18 protein-coding genes are annotated in these 23,901 nt (G+C 48.8%); 7 read left to right on the top strand and 11 right to left on the bottom strand.

Going from position 1 to position 23,901, the window contains the following annotated elements; all coding sequences use genetic code 11:
* Positions 1-179: 179 nt before the first annotated feature.
* The gene (locus ACO0LL_RS04805) at positions 180-1,550 is read right to left on the bottom strand and encodes a DEAD/DEAH box helicase (RefSeq protein ID WP_422949752.1); all 1,371 of its coding nucleotides are present in this window, start codon (positions 1,548-1,550) and stop codon (positions 180-182) included.
* Between the two features lie 89 nt (positions 1,551-1,639).
* Entirely contained in the window at positions 1,640-2,431 is a 792-nt protein-coding gene (locus ACO0LL_RS04810; protein ID WP_422950012.1) for an inositol monophosphatase family protein, read from the bottom strand.
* 199 nt (positions 2,432-2,630) lie between these two features.
* Between ACO0LL_RS04810 and ACO0LL_RS04815 the strand changes: the two genes are divergently transcribed.
* The 3 genes from ACO0LL_RS04815 (at position 2,631) to ACO0LL_RS04825 (ending at position 6,462) form a co-directional block, all read left to right on the top strand.
* Positions 2,631-3,389 carry an RNA methyltransferase gene (locus ACO0LL_RS04815; protein WP_422949753.1) on the top strand — a complete coding sequence of 253 codons (759 nt, stop codon included), beginning with the start codon at positions 2,631-2,633 and terminating at the stop codon, positions 3,387-3,389.
* Positions 3,390-3,883: 494 nt separating this feature from the next.
* Positions 3,884-5,716, top strand: a complete 1,833-nt coding sequence (locus tag ACO0LL_RS04820; RefSeq protein WP_422949754.1) for a type IV pilus assembly protein FimV — start codon at positions 3,884-3,886, stop codon at positions 5,714-5,716.
* 98 nt (positions 5,717-5,814) lie between these two features.
* Entirely contained in the window at positions 5,815-6,462 is a 648-nt protein-coding gene (locus tag ACO0LL_RS04825; protein ID WP_422949755.1) for a glutathione S-transferase, read from the top strand.
* Between the two features lie 46 nt (positions 6,463-6,508).
* Here the strand turns inward: ACO0LL_RS04825 and ACO0LL_RS04830 are convergent, their stop codons facing one another.
* On the bottom strand, positions 6,509-7,309 hold the full coding sequence (locus ACO0LL_RS04830) for a PP2C family protein-serine/threonine phosphatase (RefSeq protein ID WP_162041240.1): 801 nt from the start codon (positions 7,307-7,309) through the stop codon (positions 6,509-6,511).
* 84 nt (positions 7,310-7,393) lie between these two features.
* Here ACO0LL_RS04830 and ACO0LL_RS04835 point away from each other — a divergent pair, with 84 nt between their 5' ends.
* Positions 7,394-7,594, top strand: coding sequence for a YdcH family protein (locus tag ACO0LL_RS04835; RefSeq protein ID WP_162041241.1), 201 nt, complete (start codon positions 7,394-7,396; stop codon positions 7,592-7,594).
* 44 nt (positions 7,595-7,638) lie between these two features.
* Positions 7,639-9,639 carry an ATP-dependent DNA helicase gene (locus ACO0LL_RS04840; protein ID WP_422950013.1) on the top strand — a complete coding sequence of 667 codons (2,001 nt, stop codon included), beginning with the start codon at positions 7,639-7,641 and terminating at the stop codon, positions 9,637-9,639.
* Here the strand turns inward: ACO0LL_RS04840 and ACO0LL_RS04845 are convergent.
* Positions 9,636-11,594, bottom strand: a complete 1,959-nt coding sequence (locus ACO0LL_RS04845; RefSeq protein WP_422949756.1) for an ATP-binding protein — start codon at positions 11,592-11,594, stop codon at positions 9,636-9,638. The two genes, ACO0LL_RS04840 and ACO0LL_RS04845, sit on opposite strands and share 4 nt — an antisense overlap.
* Positions 11,595-11,656: 62 nt before the next feature.
* Complete coding sequence (locus ACO0LL_RS04850; RefSeq protein ID WP_422949757.1) at positions 11,657-12,352, bottom strand: response regulator; 696 nt, start codon at positions 12,350-12,352, stop codon at positions 11,657-11,659.
* 231 nt (positions 12,353-12,583) lie between these two features.
* On the opposite strand from ACO0LL_RS04850, the gene ACO0LL_RS04855 reads away from it, so the two are divergent.
* Entirely contained in the window at positions 12,584-14,707 is a 2,124-nt protein-coding gene (locus ACO0LL_RS04855) for a hypothetical protein (protein ID WP_422949758.1), read from the top strand.
* Positions 14,708-14,843: 136 nt separating this feature from the next.
* Here ACO0LL_RS04855 and ACO0LL_RS04860 read toward each other — a convergent pair whose 3' ends face one another.
* The 6 genes from ACO0LL_RS04860 to ACO0LL_RS04885 form a co-directional block, all read right to left on the bottom strand.
* On the bottom strand, positions 14,844-16,874 hold the full coding sequence (locus ACO0LL_RS04860; protein WP_422950014.1) for a M13 family metallopeptidase: 2,031 nt from the start codon (positions 16,872-16,874) through the stop codon (positions 14,844-14,846).
* 191 nt (positions 16,875-17,065) lie between these two features.
* Entirely contained in the window at positions 17,066-18,052 is a 987-nt protein-coding gene (locus tag ACO0LL_RS04865; RefSeq protein WP_422949759.1) for a peptide ABC transporter ATP-binding protein, read from the bottom strand.
* Positions 18,052-19,068, bottom strand: a complete 1,017-nt coding sequence (dppD, locus tag ACO0LL_RS04870; RefSeq protein ID WP_422949760.1) for a dipeptide ABC transporter ATP-binding protein — start codon at positions 19,066-19,068, stop codon at positions 18,052-18,054. Before dppD ends, ACO0LL_RS04865 begins: the two co-directional genes overlap by 1 nt.
* 14 nt (positions 19,069-19,082) lie before the next feature.
* Positions 19,083-20,018 (bottom strand): ABC transporter permease subunit, encoded by a 936-nt coding sequence (locus tag ACO0LL_RS04875; protein WP_422949761.1) that lies wholly within the window; start codon positions 20,016-20,018, stop codon positions 19,083-19,085.
* A gap of 48 nt (positions 20,019-20,066) precedes the next feature.
* Positions 20,067-21,071 carry an ABC transporter permease subunit gene (locus ACO0LL_RS04880; protein WP_162041246.1) on the bottom strand — a complete coding sequence of 335 codons (1,005 nt, stop codon included), beginning with the start codon at positions 21,069-21,071 and terminating at the stop codon, positions 20,067-20,069.
* 135 nt (positions 21,072-21,206) lie between these two features.
* Complete coding sequence (locus ACO0LL_RS04885; RefSeq protein WP_422949762.1) at positions 21,207-22,826, bottom strand: ABC transporter substrate-binding protein; 1,620 nt, start codon at positions 22,824-22,826, stop codon at positions 21,207-21,209.
* 351 nt (positions 22,827-23,177) lie between these two features.
* Between ACO0LL_RS04885 and ACO0LL_RS04890 the strand changes: the two genes are divergently transcribed.
* Positions 23,178-23,885 (top strand): alpha/beta hydrolase, encoded by a 708-nt coding sequence (locus tag ACO0LL_RS04890; RefSeq protein ID WP_422949763.1) that lies wholly within the window; start codon positions 23,178-23,180, stop codon positions 23,883-23,885.
* Positions 23,886-23,901: the final 16 nt, after the last annotated feature.

The raw sequence follows: 23,901 nt of genomic DNA on the forward strand, positions 1-23,901 counted from the left end.
CATTCGATGCCCGACAAGCGAAGCTACTTGCTCCAGGTGAGCGCATTATAATCGACGATTGCCCTGGTCTATGGTTGTCGGGCTTTGTTGCTCCGACTCCATTAAGGATAACGGAATTGGATAAAGCACAAAGGGCCAAAATGGCCCTTTGTGCTTATTAATCCGGCTTGATCAGGATATTAACCGTTACCACGGCTGCCAGACCTGCGCGGAGCTGACTGTTTTACCGCTGGTCTTGGGCCTGCTGGACGAGGTTTGGCTGCCTGTGGTGCCGCTGCCTTGCCCGGTGTGCGTGCTGGCTGTCCGCGGCCATTACCTGCAGGACGTTGACCTCTGCCACCACCTCCGCCGCCACGATGATCAAAGCTGCGCAACTGTATAGGTTCGGCCTTGGCATGTGGGTCAGGGATGAAGCCATCGATGATTTCTTGCGGTATCTGACGCTTGATAAGTTTTTCTATGTCTGCAAGCAATTTGAATTCATCAACGCAAACCAGGGAAACTGCTTCGCCGGTGGCGCCAGCACGGCCAGTGCGGCCTATGCGATGCACATAATCTTCTGGCACATTCGGTAAATCGTAATTGACGACGTGAGGCAACTGGTCGATGTCGATGCCACGTGCTGCGATGTCGGTCGCTACCAGCACGGTCAGGCTGCCATCCTTGAATTCTGCCAAGGCCTTGGTGCGCGCAGACTGGCTCTTGTTACCGTGGATGGCCATGGCGGCAATGCCGTCTTTACCTAATTGTTCTACCAGCTTGTTGGCGCCATGTTTGGTGCGGGTGAACACCAGCACTTGTGACCATTTATGGGTCTTGATCAGGTGGGCCAACATCGGGTGTTTTTTATCGCGATCAACCGGGTGTACTTTTTGTGCGATGACTTCAACGGTAGAGTTGCGGCGTGCGACTTCTATCATTGCTGGGTTATCAAGCAAGCGGTCTGCCAGTGCCTTGATGTCGTCGGAGAAGGTGGCAGAGAACAGCAAATTCTGACGCTTGGCAGGCAAAATCGCCAATACCTTTTTAATGTCATGGATAAAGCCCATGTCCAGCATGCGGTCGGCTTCATCTAATACCAGGATTTCGATATTGCGCAGGTCTATCGTGCCTTGCTGGTGATGGTCAAGTAGGCGACCAGGTGTTGCCACCAGAATATCGACACCTTGCTTCAATAATTTGATTTGCGGATTGATGCCAACGCCACCAAAAATCACGCCAGAATTTAGAGGCACATATTTGCCATAGGTATTGACGCTTTCCTCTACCTGTGCTGCCAGCTCGCGGGTTGGTGTCAGTACCAGGGCGCGGATAGGGCGTCGGCTAGTTTTGTCTTTTGGCGCATTGGCCGAGGTCGATAGACGCTGCAAAATAGGCAGGGTAAAGCCAGCTGTTTTGCCAGTGCCGGTTTGCGCACCAGCCAGCAAGTCACCGCCTTTGATGACAGCAGGAATTGCTTGCTGTTGTATAGGCGTTGGAGAGGTATAGCCTTGTTCGCTGACTGCGCGGACAATGTTCTCGGATAAGCCGAGTTCGTTGAATGATGCCATGTGGTTTTACTGTGTTTCTTTATGACCAGACTGATTTTCACCAGTCCGGAGAGAGGGGCGTCCCGGTCAAATAACCGGGACGTGAGAATTTACTTTTTAGCGGAAAACGGTTGCAATGCATTGACCATCTGGGCAAAAACTTTAGGTGTGCCTGCTAATACATCACCTTTATGCAGATAATCGGAATCACCAGAGAAGTTGCCGACGATGCCGCCAGCTTCAGTAATAACGAGTGAACCGGCAGCGATGTCCCAAGGTGCCAGGCCTTTTTCAAAGAAGCCATCAAGACGGCCAGTAGCTACATAAGCCAGGTCAAGCGCGGCAGAGCCTGGTCTTCTCAGACCCTGGCATTTAGTGGTCATGACTTTGAACATGGCCAGGTATTCATCCAGACCAGACAGGTCGCGGGATGGGAAGCCTGTGCCGATCAATGCATCAGCCAGTTTGTCGCAGCGGGTAACGCGGATACGTTTGTCGTTCAAGAAAGCGCCAGCGCCTTTGCTGGCTGTGAACATTTCATTGCGGGTAGGGTCATAAATGACGGCTTGTGTGATCACACCGCGTTGTTGCAGGGCGATAGAAACGCAGTATTGTGGAAAGCCGTGGATAAAGTTAGTCGTGCCATCGAGTGGATCAATGATCCAGACATTATCATTTTCGTCATGCAAATTAGCGGAGGCACCCGATTCTTCAGCCAGAATGGCATGATCAGGATAGGCAGAAGTCAATACTTCGATGATGGCAGCTTCGGCAGCATGATCGACTTCAGTCACGAAATCATTGAATTGTTTCTCTGTGACCTGGACACGGTCAAGATCAAAAGATGCGCGATTGATAATCGTCGCGCCACGACGAGCGGCTTTAACTGCCGTATTCAGCATTGGGTGCATAAGGTTTCCGATAAAATGGCAGCATGCAAACGACTATCCCTCAAAAAGAGTAAGGATGTCATTAAGATGCTAGACAAAAATGATAAAGAGCGTGCGTAATTCTTGTCCGACTGCCATCCGTCTGATAAATAAGACGTATAACAAGACGCACAACCGAATAAAAAATTAACGCGGGATACCGCTATTTTAAATGAACTTGCCCAAAACTGACACATCTCTTTTTCAGCGCCTGCGTTTCGTCCTGGTTGAAACCAGTCATCCCGGCAATATTGGTTCAGCCGCCAGGGCCATTAAAACCATGGGTTTTAGTGAGTTAGTGCTGGTCAAGCCGCGCTTTGCTGACGCCCTGCAAAACCCGGAAGCGATCGCCCTTGCCAGCGGTGCGCAAGACATACTCGACAGTGCCCGTATCGTAGATCACATTGAGGAAGCTTTGGAAGGATGTGAATATGTGGCCGCCGTCAGTGCCAGATTGCGCGAATTTTCACCGCCCATTCTCACACCCAGGGTATTTGCTGAAACCATGGTGCAAAGTCAGCATGCCAAAATTGGACTGATTTTTGGCAATGAACGATTTGGCCTGCCTAACGAGATCGTCATGAATTGCCATGCCCTCATCAATATTCCCGCCAATCCCGCTTATTCTTCATTGAACCTGGCGCAAGCGATACAACTCTTATCTTATGAATGCCGGATGGCTGCTGATACTGGTGCGCCAGTTGCAGGGAATGTCGGCTTTCAAGGGCAGTTGGCAACTGTGAATGAAATAGATGGAATGTATACCCATCTGGAGCAAGCACTTGTCGCCATAGAGTTTTTGAATCCGGATAAACCCAAGAAACTGATGCCTCGCCTGAAGCGCATGCTGTCGCGTACGCAATTGGAGGTTGAAGAGGTGAATATCTTGCGCGGCATTGCAAATAAAATACTGGATGTCAGTAAAAAATAGAAAGTGCCTGAAAAATAATAGAATTTCTGCTTTAATAAGACATTAGTAAAGCATGAATAAGGCATAAATGATTTGAGCTTTGTGTCTTTTTAGCAAATTGTACTAAATGACTATATCCTGCATTTGCCATTGTTTTAATACGTAGTTTTCTTTCAAATGTATCGAAAATACATTAAGAGTTTGATGTATGCTGAGGGAAGTAGCAGTAGGTATTGTTGTTGCAATTGATAAATATGTTGAAATCAACAAACATTGTTACCTTTGTTTGCGTTTTACATTTGGTAACGACTTCAAGGATTGTTATAAAGCCAGTAAGATTGCAGTTAATATACATTCAGGAATAACAATTGATTTTCTGAAGTAATTACTTTCATTCTGAGGTCATTATTATTTTTGTTCCATTTCGCCGATCAACGCTACACCTGCTTTGCCTTGGTGCCCTGGCATCCGGCGCAACAGGGAATGCGTATGCACTGGGGTTTAGCAATCTGACTGTGCAGTCAGCACTGGGGCAGCAATTGCGGGCTCAGTTGGAGTTGACGGGAAATGATGCGGCAGAAATCGATCAGTCCTGCTTCAAGGCAAAAGTCGAAAGTCCAGATGGCTACGCCATCGCCCCAGTGAATGTCACTTTGGTGCAAAAGGGGGGGGGAGCACGTTTCCTGACTCTGGTCACCAGAAGCACCATCGCCGAGCCCGCAGTCAAGATATTGGTGAACATGGGTTGCGAAATTCAGTTGCATAGAGAATTTCTGATCCTGCTAGACCCACCTCTGTCTGCGCCGGCTTTGACAGCACCAACTGCTAGCTCTGCCAGAGGGAAAGCAAGTCCTGCACCAGCTTTAATTGGTAAAGATATCGCAGGCAAAGACGTCGCGACAGGCGATCAAACGCCTCAGGTAAAAATCAGGCCGCGCATCAGGAAAGAGAAGCAAGAGAAGCCCGCCAGTGAGTTGACAGAAATTGTTGCTATACCCGGTAATGCACCTGCAACAAAAAAAAAGCCAGCCAAATCGACTGACAAACCAATCAGCAAGCCCAGAGATACGCTGAGACTATCGGATGACTTGCCAGTGCTGGAACAAATGCAAGGTTTGCGTCTCAGTGACAGTTTGTCTATCGGTACACCGCAGTCCAATATTGAAGAGTTGCGCGCAGCGCAGGCACAGCTTGCTGCCATGTTACGGGATGAAAAACCAGGGCAGCTTGCTGCTGACAAGCTCAAGAATGAACAACAAAAAATTCTGAGCCTGCAACAAGAAGCACAACAACTCAAGCGTCAGAGTCAGCTGGATAAGGCGGCGCTCGAAGAGGTTCACGAAACCAGTTTTTCACGCAACTGGGTGATGGGCCTGAGTGTATTCATCGCTGCAGGCCTCGCCATCATTGCTTTGCTCCTGCTCTACGTCAGTCGCATGCGTAAGAGATTGCATGAGAGCTGGTGGCAGCAAAAAGAACCTGCTTCTGAGCCTGAATCTAAAAAGAATATAGAAGAAATCGTCGACAGCATACAGGCTTCTTATGGGCCTACCACAACCAGTTCACTGTATCAGGTTCATGATGACGACGAGCCTGGCTCCAGTCGCCCGGTGACAAAACCATCCAGAAAAGTTGCGGCAGATAGCAGTCTTGGCAAGCTCGACACGCCTTCCATATTCAGTAAAGCCTATGTCCCGACGCTGGAGGACAGTAATAGCAGTACCTTTAATTTCTTTTCCACCAAAGGTCAGTCGGTCAAGGTAGAAGAAATTTCTGATGTGACTCAGGAAGCTGAATTCTGGATTTCTGTCAACGACCCGCAAAGGGCGATTGAAATTCTTGAACCCCTTGCTGACGTTGATCACCCTGAGTCGCCAGTACCTTGGCTATACCTGATCGATTTATACCGGGTCACTGCGAATAAAGAAAAATACGACACGCTCAGAGACAGGTTCATTGTATTTTTTAATGCAAATGTCCCTGAATTTGAAGTCGATCCGGCGACCTTGCCTAGCAGACACCTTGATGACTTTGAGCACTTGATGAATCGCATCTGCAATATGTGGAGCTCAAATGACATTTTGCCTTTCCTTGAAAGTCTTCTGGTCGACGACAGGGATGGTAAGCGCATGGGCTTTGAATTGCCGGTTTACCGCGATATCCTGTTGCTGATCTCGGTTGCAAATGAGCTTGAGAAGTCGAATTCTTTTGGTGCGCCTGAAAGAAATCGCGCCTGGGCAAATGTGCCAGGTTTGCCGCCGGATGAGCCTTCCAGTCAGGAACAGCAAGCGCAACCAGATTCGAATGTCATTGATTTTGAGATGATAGACTTCCCGAAAGAAAAATAACACCTAATGATCCGGGTAAGCCCGAATGCAGCAGGCCAGTTTCTACTGACCTGACTGCAAATTTTTGTTGTACAAATAAAAATAAAGAATGGAGATATATGATCAAGTTATGCGGTTTTACAGTCAGTAATTACTACAATAAAGTCAAGTTGGCGCTTTTGGAGAAAGCTATTCCCTTTGAGGAGCAATTAGTCTGGACCGGAAAAGCACCTGAATTATTGCAGCATTCACCTCTGGGGAAAATTCCCTATATAGAAACTGAACACGGCTCGCTGTGTGAGTCTCAAGTCATCGTTGAATACCTGGAAAATCGCTTCCCTGATCATCCCCTGATGCCAGCAGACTCATTCGCAGCCGCTAAATTACGCGAATTGATTACCTTTATTGAGCTGCACATGGAGTTGCCCGCACGCGAGCTTTATGCCGAAGCCTTTTTTGGAGGCAAGATCACTGACGAGGTCAAGGCAAAAGTAGAAAAGCAACTGAGCCGCAATATCCCTGCATTTGCAAAGCTCGCAAAGTTTGAGCCTTTTGTCGGTGGTAAGGAATTCACACTGGCAGATTGTGCTGCCGTTGTGCATTTTCCACTGATATCCATAGCGACCAAGATTATTTATGGCAGGGATTTTCTGGCGGAATTGCCCACGCGTGACTATGTGAAATTTATTTCAGAGCGGCCGCACATGCAAAAGGTCAATGCTGACCGTAAAGCTAATCAGGAATTGATGGCAAACAAGGGTAAATGAATTTGACGGCGCTACAAAGCTGATTTGTAGCGCCATCAGCGCAAATTCAGACTGCTCTGCGCATTTTTTGTACTGTATATGTTTTGGCTTGTGCGGGCGGCTCTACCAGTTTGACAATCGCGAAGGTGCAATTGTCACCACGACCACTCGCTCTGTCCCTGGCTTTTCTGATCAGGAACTCTGAAGCCTGACGAGGGCTATTGGCCGCAACAGCTGCTGATAGCTCATGGTCTTCAAAATAATGCCAGAGGCCATCTGAGCACAATAAGAAACTGTCATGCGCTTTCAAAGGCGTATGCTCACCAAAGGTGATATAGGGGGCTGCAGTGCTTGAGCCAAGTACATTTACCAGGATATTCGATAGTCTGTGGGTCTTGGCTTCTTCTGCGGTAATCTTGCCTTCATCCACCAATTTTTCTACATAAGAGTGATCTTTGGTTTTTTCGGCATAATTCGGGCCGTCGAACCGATACAGGCGAGAATCGCCGACATAGGCCCAGATAGCTTCTTGCTGCGGGGTAATTACCAGTGCGACTACTGTACTATGTGGTTCTTTTTCTGATGAAACTCCAGACAGTTTAATGACTGTGTGTGCTTCATTGACGATATTTTCTAAAAGACTGCGTACATCATTCCCTGGGTAAAATTCATCAAATAATTGTTTTGCCGTGCGCACGACTTGCTCAGCGGCAAGTGCGCCACCGCTTTTGCCGCCCATGCCATCGGCCACCACGGCCATGACATAACCTGGCGCATGTGGTGCCGCAAAAAGTGCAGTGCGGTCTTGTTGTTCCTGCCTGTCGCCGATATGTTGTCCGGTTCCAGCTTCGATCTTATATTGGCTCATACGTCTTGGTAGATTAAACTAACGGGATAAACCCAAAAATGGTCTTTCCTTAATTAAACTTTATTTTACTGCAACCAGAAGACTATGAGCCACCCTGAACAAATACAACAACGCATTATCGAGCTCGAGGTTGAACATAGAGACCTGGATGTGGTAATCGAGACCCTGATTAAAGATCCCTCTCATGATGAATTACAACTGCGGCGTCTTAAAAAACGCAAATTGCAGCTTAAAGATCATATTACATTACTAAGAATGCAATTGACACCTGATGTCCCTGCATGATTATCCACTTTTCCTTAGCTTTATAGTTAGTTTCTGATTGCCTCATTTTGACTGAACCACTTGCCACACCGAATGCAAACGGCATTCATGATACAGAAGTAGAACATATTTTTGGCTTGACCGGACCATTAAGTGCGTCCATCAGTGGTTATCGTCCGCGCCAGGCACAGACAGAGATGGCAAAAGCCATCGCTGATGCCATTGCAGGACAAAAAACCTTGTTGGCAGAAGCAGGAACTGGAACCGGGAAGACTTATGCCTACCTGACGCCGGCATTATTGTGGGGGGGCAAGGTTATTGTCTCTACGGGGACAAAAAACCTGCAAGATCAGTTATTTTCGCGCGATATTCCTACGATACGCAAAGTGTTGAAGGCACCAGTATCGGTTGCCTTGCTGAAGGGCAGGGCAAACTATCTATGTCATTACCATCTTGAGAGAACCATACAAAATGGCCGTCTGAGCTCGCGTGAAGATGTTGGTTATCTGCGTGACATAAGTCGTTTCATTAAAACCACAATGACGGGGGACAAGGCCGAACTGGCACGGGTGCCGGAAAACGCCTCGGTCTGGAGCCTGGTGACCTCGACCAAAGATACTTGCATGGGATCAGAGTGCCAGTATTATCAGGACTGTTTTGTGATGAAGGCGCGCAAAGAGGCGCAGCAGGCAGATGTGGTCGTGGTGAACCATCATCTGTTCTTTGCCGATGTGGCCTTGAAAGATACCGGTATTGCAGAGTTATTACCCTCTGCAAATACAGTCATCTTCGATGAGGCACATCAATTACCGGAAACCGCAACCCTGTTTTTTGGCGATACCGTCTCAACCTCGCAAGTGCTCGAGCTTTGCCGCGATGTACAGGCAGAAGGTCTGTCGCATGCACGGGATGGAGCGGAGTGGTCCAAGCTGGTTGCCCCTGTTGAGCGGGCTGCACGCGATTTACGTCTGGCCTTCCCGCAAGATATCGTGCGCTATTCCATAGACCAGATTGCGCCATCCAGCCCTTTCTTTGAAGCCCTGGAAACTTTGAAATCCAGTATGGATGCCATGATTGCCGTGCTGGAGAAACAGGCCGAACGTGCCGAGACCCTGGAGCAGTGCCGGGCGCGTGCCATCACTCTGGCTGAGCAATATGAAAAATGGAATGCCGCAGATGACGGTAAATCCGGCGACTATGTATTGTGGGTAGAAGCGTTCTCTACTTCTTTGCAATTGCATCGCACTCCTTTGTCAATCGCCCCGATTTTTAACAAGCAGCGCGAAGGCGTGCCCCGTGCCTGGATATTTACATCCGCTACCATGGCCGTCAAGAATGACTTCAGCCATTATGTGTCGCAAATGGGTTTGTGGGATCAGCCGGCGCGCACCTGGCCAAGTCCTTTTAATTATCAGGAGCAGGGTTATTTGTATGTGCCGAACGGCATGCCACAGCCAAATTCCTTTGGCTACATGGATGCGGTCATTGATGCCGCATTGCCGGTCATAGAAGCAGCTGGTGGCAAGACCTTCCTGTTATGTACGACCCTGAAAGCAGTGAAACACAGTGCAGAACGTTTGCGCGAGGAATTTCAAAAGCGTGGCCTGGACTTCCCTTTGTTCGTGCATGGCGATGCTGGCAGGACTGAATTACTCGACCGTTTCAGGGCAGCAGGCAATGGCGTGCTGATAGGTAGTCAAAGTTTTTGGGAAGGCGTAGATGTACGTGGCGATGCCTTGTCCCTAGTGATTATCGATAAGCTGCCTTTTGCTCCACCCGATGACCCGGTATTGTCTGCACGCATAGCCGCGATGGAGAAAAAAGGTTTGAACGGTTTTGTTCATCACCAATTGCCGGAAGCGATTATCAATTTGAAGCAGGGTGCCGGTCGCCTGATCCGTGATGAGGGCGACAAAGGAGTTTTGATGATCTGCGACCCAAGGCTTATTTCAAAGCCTTATGGCAAGCGCATCTGGCAAAGCCTGCCGAGTTTCGCACGCACCAGAGAATTGGCAGATGTGCAGGCATTTTTCAAAAAAATAAAAACACCACCTGACACTGTTTAAGTCAGTATCCGTTGTAGTGGCAACCAGAGTGTGAAGCGCGTACCGGCAGGGTTTGAATCCCAACTGACCGTGCCATTCAGCGCCCTGGCGCGCCGCTGTTGATTGTGCAAGCCGCGACCAGCAACGGTATCAAGCGCTTTGGCAACATCAAAGCCCCGGCCATTGTCTGTGACTGTCACTTCCACACCATCTACTACACCTCCGTTTGCCACTGCAGTAGTCAGCCTGACTTCACTGGCGTGTGAATGACGCAGTATGTTTGCGATGCTTTCCTGGACAATGCGCAGTATATGCAAGGCACTCGATGGATCCAGCCAGGGCAGAGTAGGTAACTCCTGGACTTCCCACAGCAGTACGATGCCTGTGCCCTCCAGGCGCGGCTCCAGGCGAAAGCGCAGTGTTGCCAGTAGTAACAGCAAGTCTGCAGCGACTGGCTCCAGAGAATCTATCGTCAGTTTCAGATCATCCAGGCAATCTTTCAGGATTTGCGAAACCTTGCTATTGCTGATGTCGTGTCGGTCTACTGATCTTATCGCGCTGATCAGCGATGATCCCAGTCCATCATGCATATCCTGCATCAGGCGCTGGCGCTCGTCACTGATTTGCTGCTGCAATTCAATCTCGCGCAAACGCTGATAACTTAATTCCAGCTCGGCTTCACGAACTTGCAAACGATGCGCCAGACTGGCATTCAATAATTCCACCTCCAAGATGGCATTGAGATAGCGCCGGTACATCACAATACCGAAGATAGTGCAGGCGACGGCATTGGCATATGAACCAAGATACAAAGCCTCAGGGCTGATAAAATTATTTTGCAATAGCCAATCAGTAACGCCAAATAAAGTGCATATCCCTACACCGATAGCGACTAATTGCCCATCCCGCGAGCGACGCCAGACGTTCACTCCGCCAATTAGTGCTACTGCTGCGCCCATCATTGCCGCAATTACATAGATCAGTGGAGTCACTTTTGGCGTATTTGGCAGCACGGCAAGCACTGGGAGCGTTAATACCGCGATCAATACTGTCAAACCAGTCAGGATACGGCTAAGCCAGATCAGTGGGTTGCCATGCAGCAGGCGCAAATAGAAATGCACTGTAATGACCAGCCAGAACAGGGAATTGACCGTGAGCCAGGCAAACCAGTTGTTTGCAATGGGAAAACTTACATAAAAGTGCAAGCCACGTAAAAAGGACGCCGCGGCGAGGCTGAAAAAAAGCAGGTAAGCGATATCATGTCTGCGCCTTAACCATACAAAAAGCGCGAATATGCCCACAGCAAGAAATGCTGCACTGAGCATGGCAGGCAATTCTTGTTGCAGCCATTGACGCACATTGTAGCGGCCGCGTAATGATTCGACGCTCCCTATCCACACAGAAGACATTGCTATCTGCGTTTTTGCCGAATGCTCAAGCCGTATAAGTATTTCTTTTGGGTATGGGGCCCCGCTATTTTTGCCAAGAATTATCCATAGGGGAGTGCGGGTACTATTCCATAATGGGCCTTGTTGCTGCGCGCTGTGTATCAAATGGCCATCTGCATAGACGGCGATGCTGCCATCGGTTTTGATACGACTGGCATACAGTGCCAGCGGAGCAGCTTGCTCATGCAAGCCAGTAAGCGAAAGCTTGAGCCAGGTAATCGAGGTCGCCGCATTACTGCCTGTGCCTGATTTAGCCTGGCGCAACAAGGCAACGGGAAGTGCCAGCGGCAATGCCACTGTTTGCCAATTGGCTGGCAGACTGTTGCTGTTGACTATGGATGGCGGGGGAGTCATGCCAGGTTCACTTGCGAGCTGCCAGTGGGCTTCTGTCAGATGCAGGCTTGATGCAGACGATTGCGCAGTGTCTGCAGCCACATGCCAGATTACCGCACCAGTCAACAGAATCAACAAAGTCAGCAAAATGGTCAGCAGTATCTTCGCCGGAGAATAGCGGTTATTTTGCATCATAAAGAGATGATGCAGAGTGCGCAGAACAGGTTTGGGGGCGGCAAAATATGGACGCATCTACTTCAATCAAGTGACAAACCAAGTGCCCTTGCTTCATAGATGGCTTCCGTCCTGGATTTGACCTTGAGTTTGCTATATATCCTCCGTACAAAGGCACGTATCGTAAAAGGGGATAACTGCATCAGTTTGGCAATTTCATTGGCCGTAAAACCTTTGGTGATGAAATCCAGTACTTCTTTTTCGCGCGCTGATAGTAGTTGCGATGAGTCAGGCACTCGCTCTTGCGTGCCGGAGTTTTCATTGCTGTTATGCCTGAAATGGGCCAGAACCTGCCTTGCAATGATAGGGCTGATAGGACTACCACCACTAGCAAGGCTACGTATCTCAACCGCCATTTTTGTTGGTGAACTATCTTTCAGCAGATAGCCTGCAGCGCCTGCCTCAATTGAGCGCATGACATGTGTTTCATCACCAAAATTGGTGCTGACCATGATGTTGCAACTCGGCCAGCATGTGCTTGCTGCCTTGATGATGTCTATACCAGAGCCATCCGGCAGACCTAAATCAACCAATAGTACATCTGCAGGTGGCCCCTCCAGCATGACAAGACCAGCCAGGCGTGTGTCGGCTATACCAACCAGACGCATGTCTTCTGCTTCCTGTACCGCCTGGCTCAGAGCATTACAAAAATCGTGATCGTCTTCGACGATTGCGACATGAATGGGACCTGTTTCTGGACTGAGACTTGTTGGTTGCATATATGACATTGTACGACGTAATCGCAATCGGCATCTGTAGCACATTTGTTCTACATACAAGATTTGTTTGCATAAATACACTGAAAGCAGTTTTAAAAACTGAGTTCAGGATTCAATCCGGATCACTGAATATCAGATTCATGTGGAAAACAAATGCCACGCGGTGAAGAACTGACAGTCAGGTCATTCAGGTGATGAAGGCTGGCTTTTTATTTTGAAAGAGGAAAAGAAATGACTACCCCCAACTTTACTGTGCTCGTGCATGTGGAAGATAAAGGTGATTTAAGTTTTGGGCCGGATCAATTTGCCGGTGACACTGGCAAGATTAAAGCCTTGGAAGGTTTTCAAATAACTTTCCCGCCTGCCAGCGGTCTGGGGCTGCGCTACATGGCGCATGTCAGCAAAAATGGTGACACTGGCTGGGTGAACGACGGTGAATTTGTCGGCAATCGTGGCAAGCGACTGCCTGTTGAAGGTTTTGCGATTGAAGTGAACGGTGACAAACTGGCGAAATACGATATTTTTTATATGGCGTATTTGCGGGATGGCACAGAGACCGCCTGGTTTTCCAATGGAGCGTTTTGTGGAAGCCGTGGGCAATCCAGGGCAATCGACGGCATCATCGTCAGGCTTGCTCTCAGGGCGCCGAATTATGTATCCATCATTTCCAAGGCCAAGTCGGTTTCTGGAAAACCTTTACTCATAACGCTTAATCCTGTCCGCAACGAGCTGGAAGTCTCTGTCCGTACCGATGACGATTTACAAACCTGGGAAAAGCGCATGGTGAAAGCCGGGCAAGGCTATGCCTTGATCAATAAGGCAAAATCAAATTTATGCATAGCTCGTGGACAGGGTATGTCAACCGAGCTAAAAGACGTGAGCCAGATTGACAAGAATGATGCTTGTGTCTGGCGAGATGACAATGTTGCAGGTCTCTACAATGCCATTAACTCATGGACAAACTGGGAATTAAAATTAAACATCAGCGGTAATTATCCTTATCGGGATCAGGGTAATACTTTACTGGCGTATCCATGGGCAGCTGGTGCGGACAATGAGCTGTGGCGCACAGCAATGCGTACTTACAATGTTGTCGCAGGCAGCGATGAGATTGCATTGAACAGGGTTTCAGAGGCGATTTATCATGGTTGTTATCCGCAAGTGTTTAAAGAGTCCATAGACGTAGGCAACGAAGGCATCACGACCGTGGGTTTTGATATTGCTACCGTACCGGTTTTCAGTCTTCAGCCATCACGACTCTACCAGCAGCAGCTGGAAAATCAGCAAGATTTGCCAGAAGAGAAAAAAGCCTGGTTGACGGCTGCAAACTCGGCAAGTTTTTCAGTGCGGGTGGATGAGATCAGACTCAATGTCGGAGGGGGTATTGCCGCCGAAGTACACGCTACGCTGGATGCTTCTGCCCTTATTCACACTAATCCAGAGCATGGCCTGACGATACATTTGAATGCCGGCGCGTTGCATCTACCTGGTCATCAGATGGATGAGCATCTGCAAAAATTGCTGGAAGCATCCTTGAATCACGTCTTCCTGCCTCTCTTGTTGAACCACCTGAATAAAAATATTCTGGACCATATAGCGATCCCTGCTCTTGAGTTGAATGGTATTCCATTTGCTAATCCAGTTATTTCTTCCCAGCCACCATACATACTGGCATCAACCAGCATACTTCCGGACTCAGTCAACCCGCCATTTCCACAAGCATGGCCGCGCGGACGCCTGTTCTGTGGTGTAGACGCGAACGCTTTGGACGCCGCCGCTGCCAGTGTCTTGAAAGATTTTTCGATTGACGATAAATGGAGTACGCGCATCAACTTTGGCATACTTGGGTCTTTTGATATCTCTGCAAGATATGAGTTGAAATTCAAGAACCCGAATTTCACAGTGACAGCACGCTCTGGCAATACCTATAAACTCAAAATAGATATTTCAGGATATGCAGATTTTGCCATAGGCATTGTTAATCCAGGTGCAGGTGGCGATGGGTTTGCGCATGTGACGGCGTCAGTTGATGTTACTTCTGATAACAAGGTCAGGTTGATCTTCCAGTCACTGGACGCTATTGTCGTGAACTGGCATTTCAACGGCTTGCCTGGCTGGATGGATAGCATGATCAGTGGCATATTGAATGCCTTTGATCCCGTTGTGATGGCTGCCGTAAGATTGGGGCTGGGTGGCAAGACATTTGATGTGTACACCATCCCTGAGATCAACGCGACAATAGCCGGGAAAAAATTTGAGATTACCCTGGAAAATCTGGGTCTGAGCTCTACCGAAGATCCGACGAAAAAGGCACTCCTGCTTGCCGAAGGTGCCGTCAGAGTCAGGATCAAATAGCCGGGAAATAGCCGGGAAGTAGTCGTGAAATTGCAGGCAATCAGTAAGTCAAACTGATCAAGCCTGAATGCAAAAAGCCAGCACTGTTTTCAGTGCTGGCTTTTTAACTTAATGCAGACTTAAAGAACGGCAGTGATTACCAGATGCTGACACGCTCAGCAGGTGCCAGGAACATCTTGTCACCTTCCTTGAGTTTGTAGGCATCGTAGAAACCCTGCATGTTGCGCAGGCTGCCATTTGCGCGGATTTCTCCTGGGGAGTGATGATCTGTTTTCAAGCGCGCAATCATGGTTGCTTCACGCATTTTTCCACGCCATACCTGTGCAAAACCCATGAAGAAACGCTGATCGCCAGTCAGGCCACCAATGACTGGTGCTGGTTTGCCACCAAGTGACAGTTTGTAGGCTTTGTAGGCAATTGCCAGACCAGAATTGTCTGCAATATTTTCACCCAAAGTCAATTCGCCGTTGACCTTGTAACCTGGGATAGGGCTGAAAGCCCCATACTGCTTGACCAGGACAGCAGTTTTGGCCGCGAACTTGTCATGATCTTCTTTCGTCCACCAGTCGCGCAAATTACCCTGACCATCATATTGTGCACCTTGATCATCAAAACCATGGCTGATTTCATGACCAATGACGGCACCTATGCCACCATAGTTGACTGCGTCGTCAGCTTTAGCGTTGAAGAATGGCGGTTGCAGTATCGCTGCCGGGAAGACGATCTCATTGAGCTCTGGATTGTAATAGGCATTGACGGTTTGCGGCGTCATACCCCATTCGTCACGATCGACAGGTTTGCCAAGTTTGTTCAGTTCAAATTGCGCGGCATACATGCGGGCATTGCGCAAGTTGCCTACTGCATCACCTTTGGTAATGTTCAGGCCAGAATAGTCGCGCCATTTGTTTGGGTAGCCAATCTTGGGTGTGAAGGTAGCCAGCTTTGCCTGTGCTTCTTTCTTTGTTTCCGGGCTCATCCAGTCCAGCGTATCTATACTTTGTTTATAGGCCAGCAGTAAATTGCCGACCAATTGCTCCATTCTTGCTTTGCTTTCTGCTGGAAAGTGTCTGGCCACATAAAGTTTCCCCAAGCTTTCGCCGAGCGCAGAATCCGCCAGTCGCACGCCACGTTTCCAGCGTGCTTCTTGTTTTGGAACACCAGACAATACGGTGGAGTTAAACGCAAAACTTTCATCACTGAATTTTGTTGGCAACTGTCCTGCGGCAGAACGCAGGATATGCCATTTGAAATAGACTTTGAGAGTATCCAGGGACGTATCTTGTAAAATCTTGTTCAGGCCAGTCAGGTAACTAGGTTGGCTGACGATGATGTAATCGACCTTGCCTTTGACGCCCATTTCGGCAAGATAAGCATTCCAGTCATAGCCCGGTGTTAAAGCATCAAGTTTGCTTATTTCAATTTTGTTGTAAGCCTTGACTGGATCTCGCTTTTCAACCTCGGTCCATTGTATTTTTGCGAGTTCTGTTTCGAGGGCGAGTACATCTGCCGCATGTTTTACTGCCTCTTTGTCACCAGCCAGCGTCAGCATTTTTGCTATATGCTTCTGATACTTGGCGCGGAAATCTTTTAATTTCGCGTCGTCATTATTGAGGTAATAGTCGCGGTCGGGTAAACCCAAACCAGCCTGGGCTATGTCAAATACGTATTTGGTGGAATCCTTGTTGTCTTGATGAACCTGGAAATCGTAGGGCGCACCTATGCTGGCACGGTTCAGCCAGGCCATCAGGCCAGAAATCTGTTTTTTGTCCGTTATGCCATCTACTTTAGCAAATTCAGCTTGCAACGGTTTCAGGCCCAGGGATTCAATGTGTGCCGTATCCATGTAACTGGCATACATATCCGCAATTTTTTGCGCGTCTGTTCCGGGCTCATTTTTTGTTTTGGACAAACTTTCGATGAGAGCGTGCAAATGAGGAATGGTCGCTTCGCGCAAGTCCATGAAGGCACCTGCAGAAGATTTGTCGGAAGGGATTTTGGTATTTTTTAACCAGCGGCCATTTGCATGGCGAAAAAAATCATCCTGGGCACGCACTGTGGCATCGTTATGCATGGATTCTATACCTGACAACAGAACTGGTGTCGCCGATGCCGCTTTTGCTGGTTCTGCGGCAATTGCGAGCTGACTGCCAACTGTGCCGGCGATCATCAGCGCGATAGCGCTAAGTACTTGTGCTTTCACTTTGGGGTCTCCTGAGAGTGAAGGTAGGAATAAAAATAAGACAGCCTTTTAGGCTGTCTTTGGTAATTATTGCAAAAGTAAATAAATCGTTTGCAACAATTCCTTGTCTGCTTAAGACTGCAAGAGTTTAACGAAGTTCGCTAGATTTAGTAAAAGTTTCAGGTAATTTCTTCCACTCTGTGGCAGGCAACGAGTCGGTTATCAAATGGCCTCAATAATGGCATTTCTTGACGGCATCTTTCAATGGCATGCGGGCAGCGATTATTGAAGGCGCATCCTGGTGGCGGGGCCAGTGGTGAGGGCAATTCACCATCCAGCATCATTTTTTGCTGGCGCTGCGCCGGATCTATGCGTGGTGTTGATGCCAGCAATGCCTTGGTGTAGGGATGTAGTGGGCGCTGGAAAATGCTTTGCTTGTCGCCATGCTCAACGGTTTTCCCAAGATACATGACCAGCACATCGTCAGCTATATGCTCAACCACTGACAGATTATGGGAGATGAACAGATAGGCAACACCATTTTGTTGTTGCAAATCCATTAATAAATTCAAGACCTGTGCCTGTATCGATACGTCCAGGGCCGAGACTGGTTCATCGGCGACGATAACCTCAGGATCCAGCATCAGTGCCCTTGCAATAGCAATGCGCTGCCTTTGTCCTCCGGAAAACATGTGAGGGTAGCGTCCGTAGTGCTCAGGTCGTAAGCCTACCTTTGCCATCATGGCGCGCGCTTTTTCTTCACGCTCGGTAGATGGCAGGCGAGTGTTGATGATCAAGGGTTCTTCTAGCATGGCCCCGACTTTTTTACGCGGGTTCAGGCTGGCATAAGGATTCTGGAATACCATCTGCACCAATGGGCGCACTTGCTTGAGTGTGAGTTTGTCAGCATGGGCAATATTCTTGCCCCCCATCCATAACTCGCCGCTGCTTGGCGTTTCTATCATGGTGATCTGGCGGGCGAGGGTAGATTTGCCGCAACCTGATTCACCCACCACGGCCAGGGTTTTGCCTGCAGTCAGTTGGAATGAGACGCCGTCGAGTGCTTTTGCCAGCGCTTTGGGTTTGAGAAAACCTTGTGATACAGCGTAATGCTTGGCCAGGTTTTTTGCTTCGAGCAATACGGGAGTAGTAGTGGTATTTTGCATCATGCTGCCTGATCAATTTGTGGTGCTTGCCATCCATTACCCGGCACACCTTGCGCATCCAGAGGAAAATGGCAACGCACCTGGGCATTTGCCTGTCCTTGTAATTGTGGTCTGTCAGTTTGGCAGCGTTCGGTCGCATAACTGCAACGCGGTGATAGCAGGCAGCCTGTTGGTCTGTCATATAAACCTGGTACAACACCCGGTATGGTTTGCAGGCGTGCTTTGCCAATATTGTGTTCGGGCAGGGCTGCCAGCAATGCCTGGGTGTAAGGATGTTTGGGGGTATCGAATATTTCTGGCACGGTGCCAGTTTCCAATACCTGGCCTGCATACATGACCACAACACGTTTGGCAGTCTGGGCAACGACGGCCAGATCATGGGTAATCAGCATCAGGGCCATACCGCGTTCACGCTGTAATTGCAGTAATAATTCCAGCATTTGCGCTTGCACGGTAACGTCCAGCGCCGTAGTAGGTTCATCTGCAATCAGCAGGCGCGGGTTGCAGGCAATGGCGATAGCCACCATGACGCGCTGGCTCATGCCACCGGAGAGCTGGTGGGGATAGGCGTTCATGCGCCTTTCCGGGTCGGGGATGTCGACTTGCTTCAATAAAGCCAGCGCCTTGGCGCGTAAGTCTTTTTCCTTGCCGCCTTGATGCAGACGCAAGGTCTCCATCAACTGAAAAGCGACGGTGTAGCAAGGATTCAGGCTGGTCATGGGATCCTGGAAGATCATTGCAATATCCTTGCCCAGCAATTGCCGTCTTTCCTTGTCCTTCATCTTCAGCAGATCGCGGCCATCAAATTCCATTTGATCGGCACGCACACGTCCAGGAAAATCGATCAGCCCCATCAAGGCCAGCGAGGTGACACTCTTGCCTGAGCCGGATTCTCCGACGATGCCAACCACTTCACCTTGTTCTATGAACAGATCAAGACCATCAACTGCCTTGAATGGCTGAGCTTCCGAGCCAAATTCAACGCGCAAATTTTTAATATCCAATAATGGTTTCATGTTGAATCTTTTGTTCAGCGTTTTAACTTGGGGTCGAGTGCATCGCGCAGGCCATCACCCATGAGGTTAAAGGCCAGTACGGAAATCAGAATCGCCAGACCAGGGAATGTGACCACCCACCAGGCACTTTGTATAAATTCCATGGCGCTGGCCAGCATAGAGCCCCATTCTGGTGTTGGCGGCTGTGCACCAAGACCCAGGAAGCCCAGTGCTGCTGCGTCCAGTATCGCGGTAGAAAATCCCAGCGTAGCCTGCACAATGATAGGAGCCGCGCAGTTAGGCAGCACGCAATTAAACATCAAACGCAAATTGCCGGCGCCTGCAATGCGGGATGCATTGACATAATCCTTGTTCAGCTCACCACTGACAGCCGCACGTGTCAGCCTTGCATATGAAGGCATGAGAACAATTGCAATGGCATACATGGCATTCATCAGGCCAGGGCCGAGTATCGCGACGACTGCGATTGCCAGCAACAGGCTGGGCAGGGCTTGCAGGATATCCATGAAACGTACGATGATCGTCTCCAGCATGCGGGCAAAGCGCCCGGTCCAGCTACGTGAAAAACCGGCGATCAGACCCAGGGTCACACCCACGCCCATGGACAGGGTGACGGAGACCAGACCTATAAACAGCGACAGGCGTGAGCCATGAATGAGACGGGACAAGATGTCGCGCCCAACCGGGTCCGTACCTAGTATGAATTTACTGCTGCCAGTTGCTGTCCATGCGGGTGGTACCAGCGTGGATTCGCGAAATTGTTCTATAGCAGAATGCGGCGCTATCCATTCCGCAAACAAGGCACACAAACTCAGTATGCCAACCAGCACCAGGCCGATGACGGCACCGCGGTTTTGCTTGAAGTAATGCCAGAACTCAATCAAGGGATGCGGCGGTGACAAGTTTGCAATAACAGCTACGGCATTTGCAGGTAAATTGGTATTGCTCATAATTCTGCGATCAAATCTTTTAAACGAGGATTGAAGTTACGCATTGTATTAGTGGCGTATGCGCGGATTGATCACGCCATACAACACATCAACAATCAGGTTGACAGTGATGACGATGGTGGCGATCAGCAATATCCCACCTTGCACAGTTGGATAATCACGCCTTTGTATCGCTTCGATGAGCCATTTACCTATGCCTGGCCAGGAGAAGATAGTTTCAGTCAGGATGGCACCAGCCAGCAGCGTACCGACTTGCATGCCGATGACGGTGACGACTGGTATCAGTGCATTGCGCAAGGCATGCACCCAGACTACCCGCATCCAAGACATGCCTTTGGCACGCGCAGTACGGACATAATCTTCCTTGAGTACTTCCAGCATCGCAGAGCGGGTCATGCGGGCAATGACGGCCAGTGGAATCGTGCCCAGCGCAATCGCCGGCAAGATCAGATGCATGACGGCTGATTTGAAAGCGCCTTCTTCACCTGACAGCAAGCTATCGACCAACATCAGGCCAGTCACATGCGGCAGATCAAACAAAATATCGATGCGGCCAGACACCGGCGTCCAGCCCAGAGTCACGGAAAACATCAGGATGAGCAAGAGTGCCCACCAGAAGATAGGCATGGAGTAGCCTGTCAGGGACGCGCCCATGACAGAATAATCAAGAAAGGTATTGCGCTTCAACGCAGCCAATATGCCGGCTGGAAGGCCAAGCACAACGGCGAAAATAATTGCGCATAGAGATAGTTCCAGCGTTGCCGGAAACAGAGTGAAAAATTCTTTGCTGACCAGTTCCTGCGTGATGATGGAACGACCTAAGTCGCCTTGCAGAACTTTGCCCAGATAAGAAAAATATTGCTGGTACAGAGGCTGATCAAGCCCATACAGATGCATGAGGCTGGCATACCGTTCGGCATCCATGCCGCGCTCGCCTGTCATGGCTTCGACAACATTGCCGGGTATCAGATGTATCAAAGAAAAAACCAACAGCGTGATGCCAAGGAAAGTAGGGATGACTACACCCAGGCGTCGGAGAATAAAACCCAGCATCGAAAAACCTTTTTAAGACAAACCTGCAAACAGCATCATAAAAACTGAAAAAGCAACAAGCAGATACAACGATGGCACCAAATTGCAAGTGTTGAGCAAAATTGGTGCCACGAGTTGTTCACCAGTAAGCAGTACTCATTTATCCAAATCTACTTTTTTGAAATAATGATGGGCGGTGGAATCCATTTTGAAGCCGATCACATTTTTTCGTACAGGAGTGAAACGCAAAGAGTGTGCCAGCAAGAGTAAAGGTGCTTCTTCCCGCACTATTTCCTGGGCTTTCTCGTAAAGTTTGGCTCTTTCACTTTGTTTTGGTGTCAATTTGGCTTTCTGGATCAAATCCTCATAATCCTTATTGCACCATCTTGGAATATTGCCGCCGCCTTTGACAGCTTCACAGCCCAGAATTGGTTCAAAGAAATTATCCGGGTCACCATTGTCGCCAGACCAGCCAAACATCATGGCATGCTGTTCACCAGTTTTGCTGCGTTTTTTATACTCAGTCCATTCGTAAGTGGTCAGCTTGGTTTTGACGCCAATTTTTGCCCAGTCTGCCTGTATCAATTCGGCCATGCGCTTGCCGTCTGGATTGTAGGGGCGGGATACCGGCAAATACCAAAGTTCAACTTCCAGGCCATTCGCATAACCTGCCTTGGCCAACAATTCTTTGGCCTGGGCGACATCGTAAGGATATTCCTTGATCTTGTCGTTATACGACCACATCGTAGGCGGGATAACATTCTTTGCGATTTGTCCCGTACCTGCATAGACGGATTTCAGTATCGATGCGCGATCTACCGCCAGATTCAAAGCCTGACGCACCAGCTTGCTATCAAATGGCTTTTTCTCGACATTGAAGCCGACATAACCAATATTCAAACCTTGTTGTGTCAGCAGTTTGATATTTGGATCACTCTTCATCAACTCTACATCGGCCGGTTTTGGCAAGGCCATGACATGGCATTCGCCAGCCTTGAGTTTGGCATAACGTACTGATGCATCCGGGGTGATTGCGTAAATCAGATTGTCGATTTTCGGACGTCCATCCCAATAGCCATCATGTGCCTTGTAACGGATGATGGCGTCTTTTTGGTAAGAGACGAATTGGAAGGCACCTGTGCCTATGATTTCTTTATCAATTAGTTCTGGCGTTCCTGCCGCCTTCATTTTCTGCGCATATTCAGCAGAATGAACAGACATGAAATCCATCGTCAGTGTGGCGAGAAAAGGCGCTTCCTGACGTTTGAGTTTAAAGCGTACAGTCAGGTCATCGACTTTTTCGAGTTTATCAACGATCTTGTTAATACCCAGATCCTGAAAGTAGGCATAGGTTTGGCCTGGCGTGTTTTTATGGAAGGGATGATTTTCATCTGCCATGCGATAAAAGCTGAAAAGTATATCGTCGGCATTCAGGTCGCGGCTAGGTTTGAACTTGGCATTGCTGTGGAACTTTACACCCTTGCGCAGCTTGAAGGTATAGGTCAGACCATCGGCCGAAATATCCCAGGACTCTGCCAGTGCAGGCGTGATATTGGTGGTACCGGTTTCCATTTCTACCAAACGGTTATACATGGGCACTGAGCCGGCATCTGCCGTGGTGCCGGTAGTAAAGAATTGCGGATTAAAACCTTCTGGACTACCTTCAGAGCAAAATACCAAAGTCTTGGCGGCCATCGCCGCGCCTGCATGCAAACCTGCAAAAGCGCCAATCACAACAAAAGCGCCAGTCTTCAATAACCAATTACCTTTTTTCATCCAGACTCTCCACAGTGAATAAGTACCAGTAAAAATGACAAAACGATTGTGCCATAGCCGACCGCACAGATTTTTGTATTGTGCAGCAATTCGATAAGATTTGTATTATTTTGTTACAAGGCCGAAGAAAATTTTGAAAAAAAAATCGACAAATCATATAGCCACCATGGAACGCAATATCTTGCAAAGAAGATTTGCTCAGTGTTGCAAATATGATGCATAGTAGAGAATAAATTTTTTCACTTTTTTTGCGCGGAACCAAAAGATTGCTTGTGCCGTCAAAATCGATATGAGTTTCAGGTATAAGCAATTTACAAAAACAATGCACTTCACTATTCATCTCAGCGTTTCATGCATATCGACTTAGAAAAAATCAACTGGTCGGATGACATACTCCCCGATGTTATCGCAGGGTTCCCGGCAGGGCCTGGTCCGTTTCCTGCAGTGATATTGGCACCAGGCCTGCGCTATGACATGCACCGGCCAGTCATGGCGCAAGTTGCCCATCACTTGCTGTTGCAAGGTTTTGCTGTATTCAGATTCAACTGGTCTTTTTATACTTCTGACGCTGCCCATGGACAGCCTTCAGCAGATTTAATACCGGAGTTGCAGGACATGACATCAGTGTTGCGCCTTGCAACAAGCGATAGGCGCATACAACAACAGAATATTTCGGTCGCAGGGAAATCTTTTGGCTCCATAGTCGCCTGGCGTTTTTTTCAGCAACAGCCTGCTGTGAAAAGCTGTGTGCTATTGACGCCCTTATGTGTGGCAGACAAATCTGGAGGGGATGAACTCAGCCTGGTGAAACAGAATTATCCCGGTGCTGAGCTAGAAAAAAGGCCAGTTCTAATGCTGGCCGGGAATGCAGATCCTTATTGCGAACTGGATACTCTGCGGGAGTTTGCCGGGCCCATGGCAGCACGATTCAAAATTGTAGTGCTCGAAGGTAATCACAGCCTGGAGATACTTGATGAAGATAAGACGGTGGCGACCAGCAAACTGGAGCGCAACCTGGCTTTGCTAGCCTGCCACATCCAGGACTTCTTGCTTCAGTAAATGGAGCGCCACCAAC

It is taken from the genome of Undibacterium sp. TC4M20W (assembly GCF_049340245.1).
Classification (GTDB): domain Bacteria; phylum Pseudomonadota; class Gammaproteobacteria; order Burkholderiales; family Burkholderiaceae_D; genus Undibacterium.

What these genes read in the sequence shown, in the direction of transcription:
- ACO0LL_RS04845 (WP_422949756.1), bottom strand. Translation starts at nt 11,594, where the DNA reads ATGATGCAAAATAACCGCTATTCTCCGGCGAAGATACTGCTGACCATT.
- ACO0LL_RS04875 (WP_422949761.1), bottom strand. Translation starts at nt 20,018, where the DNA reads ATGAGCAATACCAATTTACCTGCAAATGCCGTAGCTGTTATTGCAAAC.
- ACO0LL_RS04810 (WP_422950012.1), bottom strand. Translation starts at nt 2,431, where the DNA reads ATGCTGAATACGGCAGTTAAAGCCGCTCGTCGTGGCGCGACGATTATC.
- ACO0LL_RS04860 (WP_422950014.1), bottom strand. Translation starts at nt 16,874, where the DNA reads ATGATCGCCGGCACAGTTGGCAGTCAGCTCGCAATTGCCGCAGAACCA.
- ACO0LL_RS04865 (WP_422949759.1), bottom strand. Translation starts at nt 18,052, where the DNA reads ATGCAAAATACCACTACTACTCCCGTATTGCTCGAAGCAAAAAACCTG.
- ACO0LL_RS04855 (WP_422949758.1), top strand. Translation starts at nt 12,584, where the DNA reads ATGACTACCCCCAACTTTACTGTGCTCGTGCATGTGGAAGATAAAGGT.
- ACO0LL_RS04850 (WP_422949757.1), bottom strand. Translation starts at nt 12,352, where the DNA reads ATGCAACCAACAAGTCTCAGTCCAGAAACAGGTCCCATTCATGTCGCA.
- ACO0LL_RS04890 (WP_422949763.1), top strand. Translation starts at nt 23,178, where the DNA reads ATGCATATCGACTTAGAAAAAATCAACTGGTCGGATGACATACTCCCC.
- ACO0LL_RS04805 (WP_422949752.1), bottom strand. Translation starts at nt 1,550, where the DNA reads ATGGCATCATTCAACGAACTCGGCTTATCCGAGAACATTGTCCGCGCA.
- ACO0LL_RS04825 (WP_422949755.1), top strand. Translation starts at nt 5,815, where the DNA reads ATGATCAAGTTATGCGGTTTTACAGTCAGTAATTACTACAATAAAGTC.
- ACO0LL_RS04815 (WP_422949753.1), top strand. Translation starts at nt 2,631, where the DNA reads ATGAACTTGCCCAAAACTGACACATCTCTTTTTCAGCGCCTGCGTTTC.
- ACO0LL_RS04885 (WP_422949762.1), bottom strand. Translation starts at nt 22,826, where the DNA reads ATGAAAAAAGGTAATTGGTTATTGAAGACTGGCGCTTTTGTTGTGATT.
- dppD (WP_422949760.1), bottom strand. Translation starts at nt 19,068, where the DNA reads ATGAAACCATTATTGGATATTAAAAATTTGCGCGTTGAATTTGGCTCG.
- ACO0LL_RS04880 (WP_162041246.1), bottom strand. Translation starts at nt 21,071, where the DNA reads ATGCTGGGTTTTATTCTCCGACGCCTGGGTGTAGTCATCCCTACTTTC.
- ACO0LL_RS04835 (WP_162041241.1), top strand. Translation starts at nt 7,394, where the DNA reads ATGAGCCACCCTGAACAAATACAACAACGCATTATCGAGCTCGAGGTT.
- ACO0LL_RS04830 (WP_162041240.1), bottom strand. Translation starts at nt 7,309, where the DNA reads ATGAGCCAATATAAGATCGAAGCTGGAACCGGACAACATATCGGCGAC.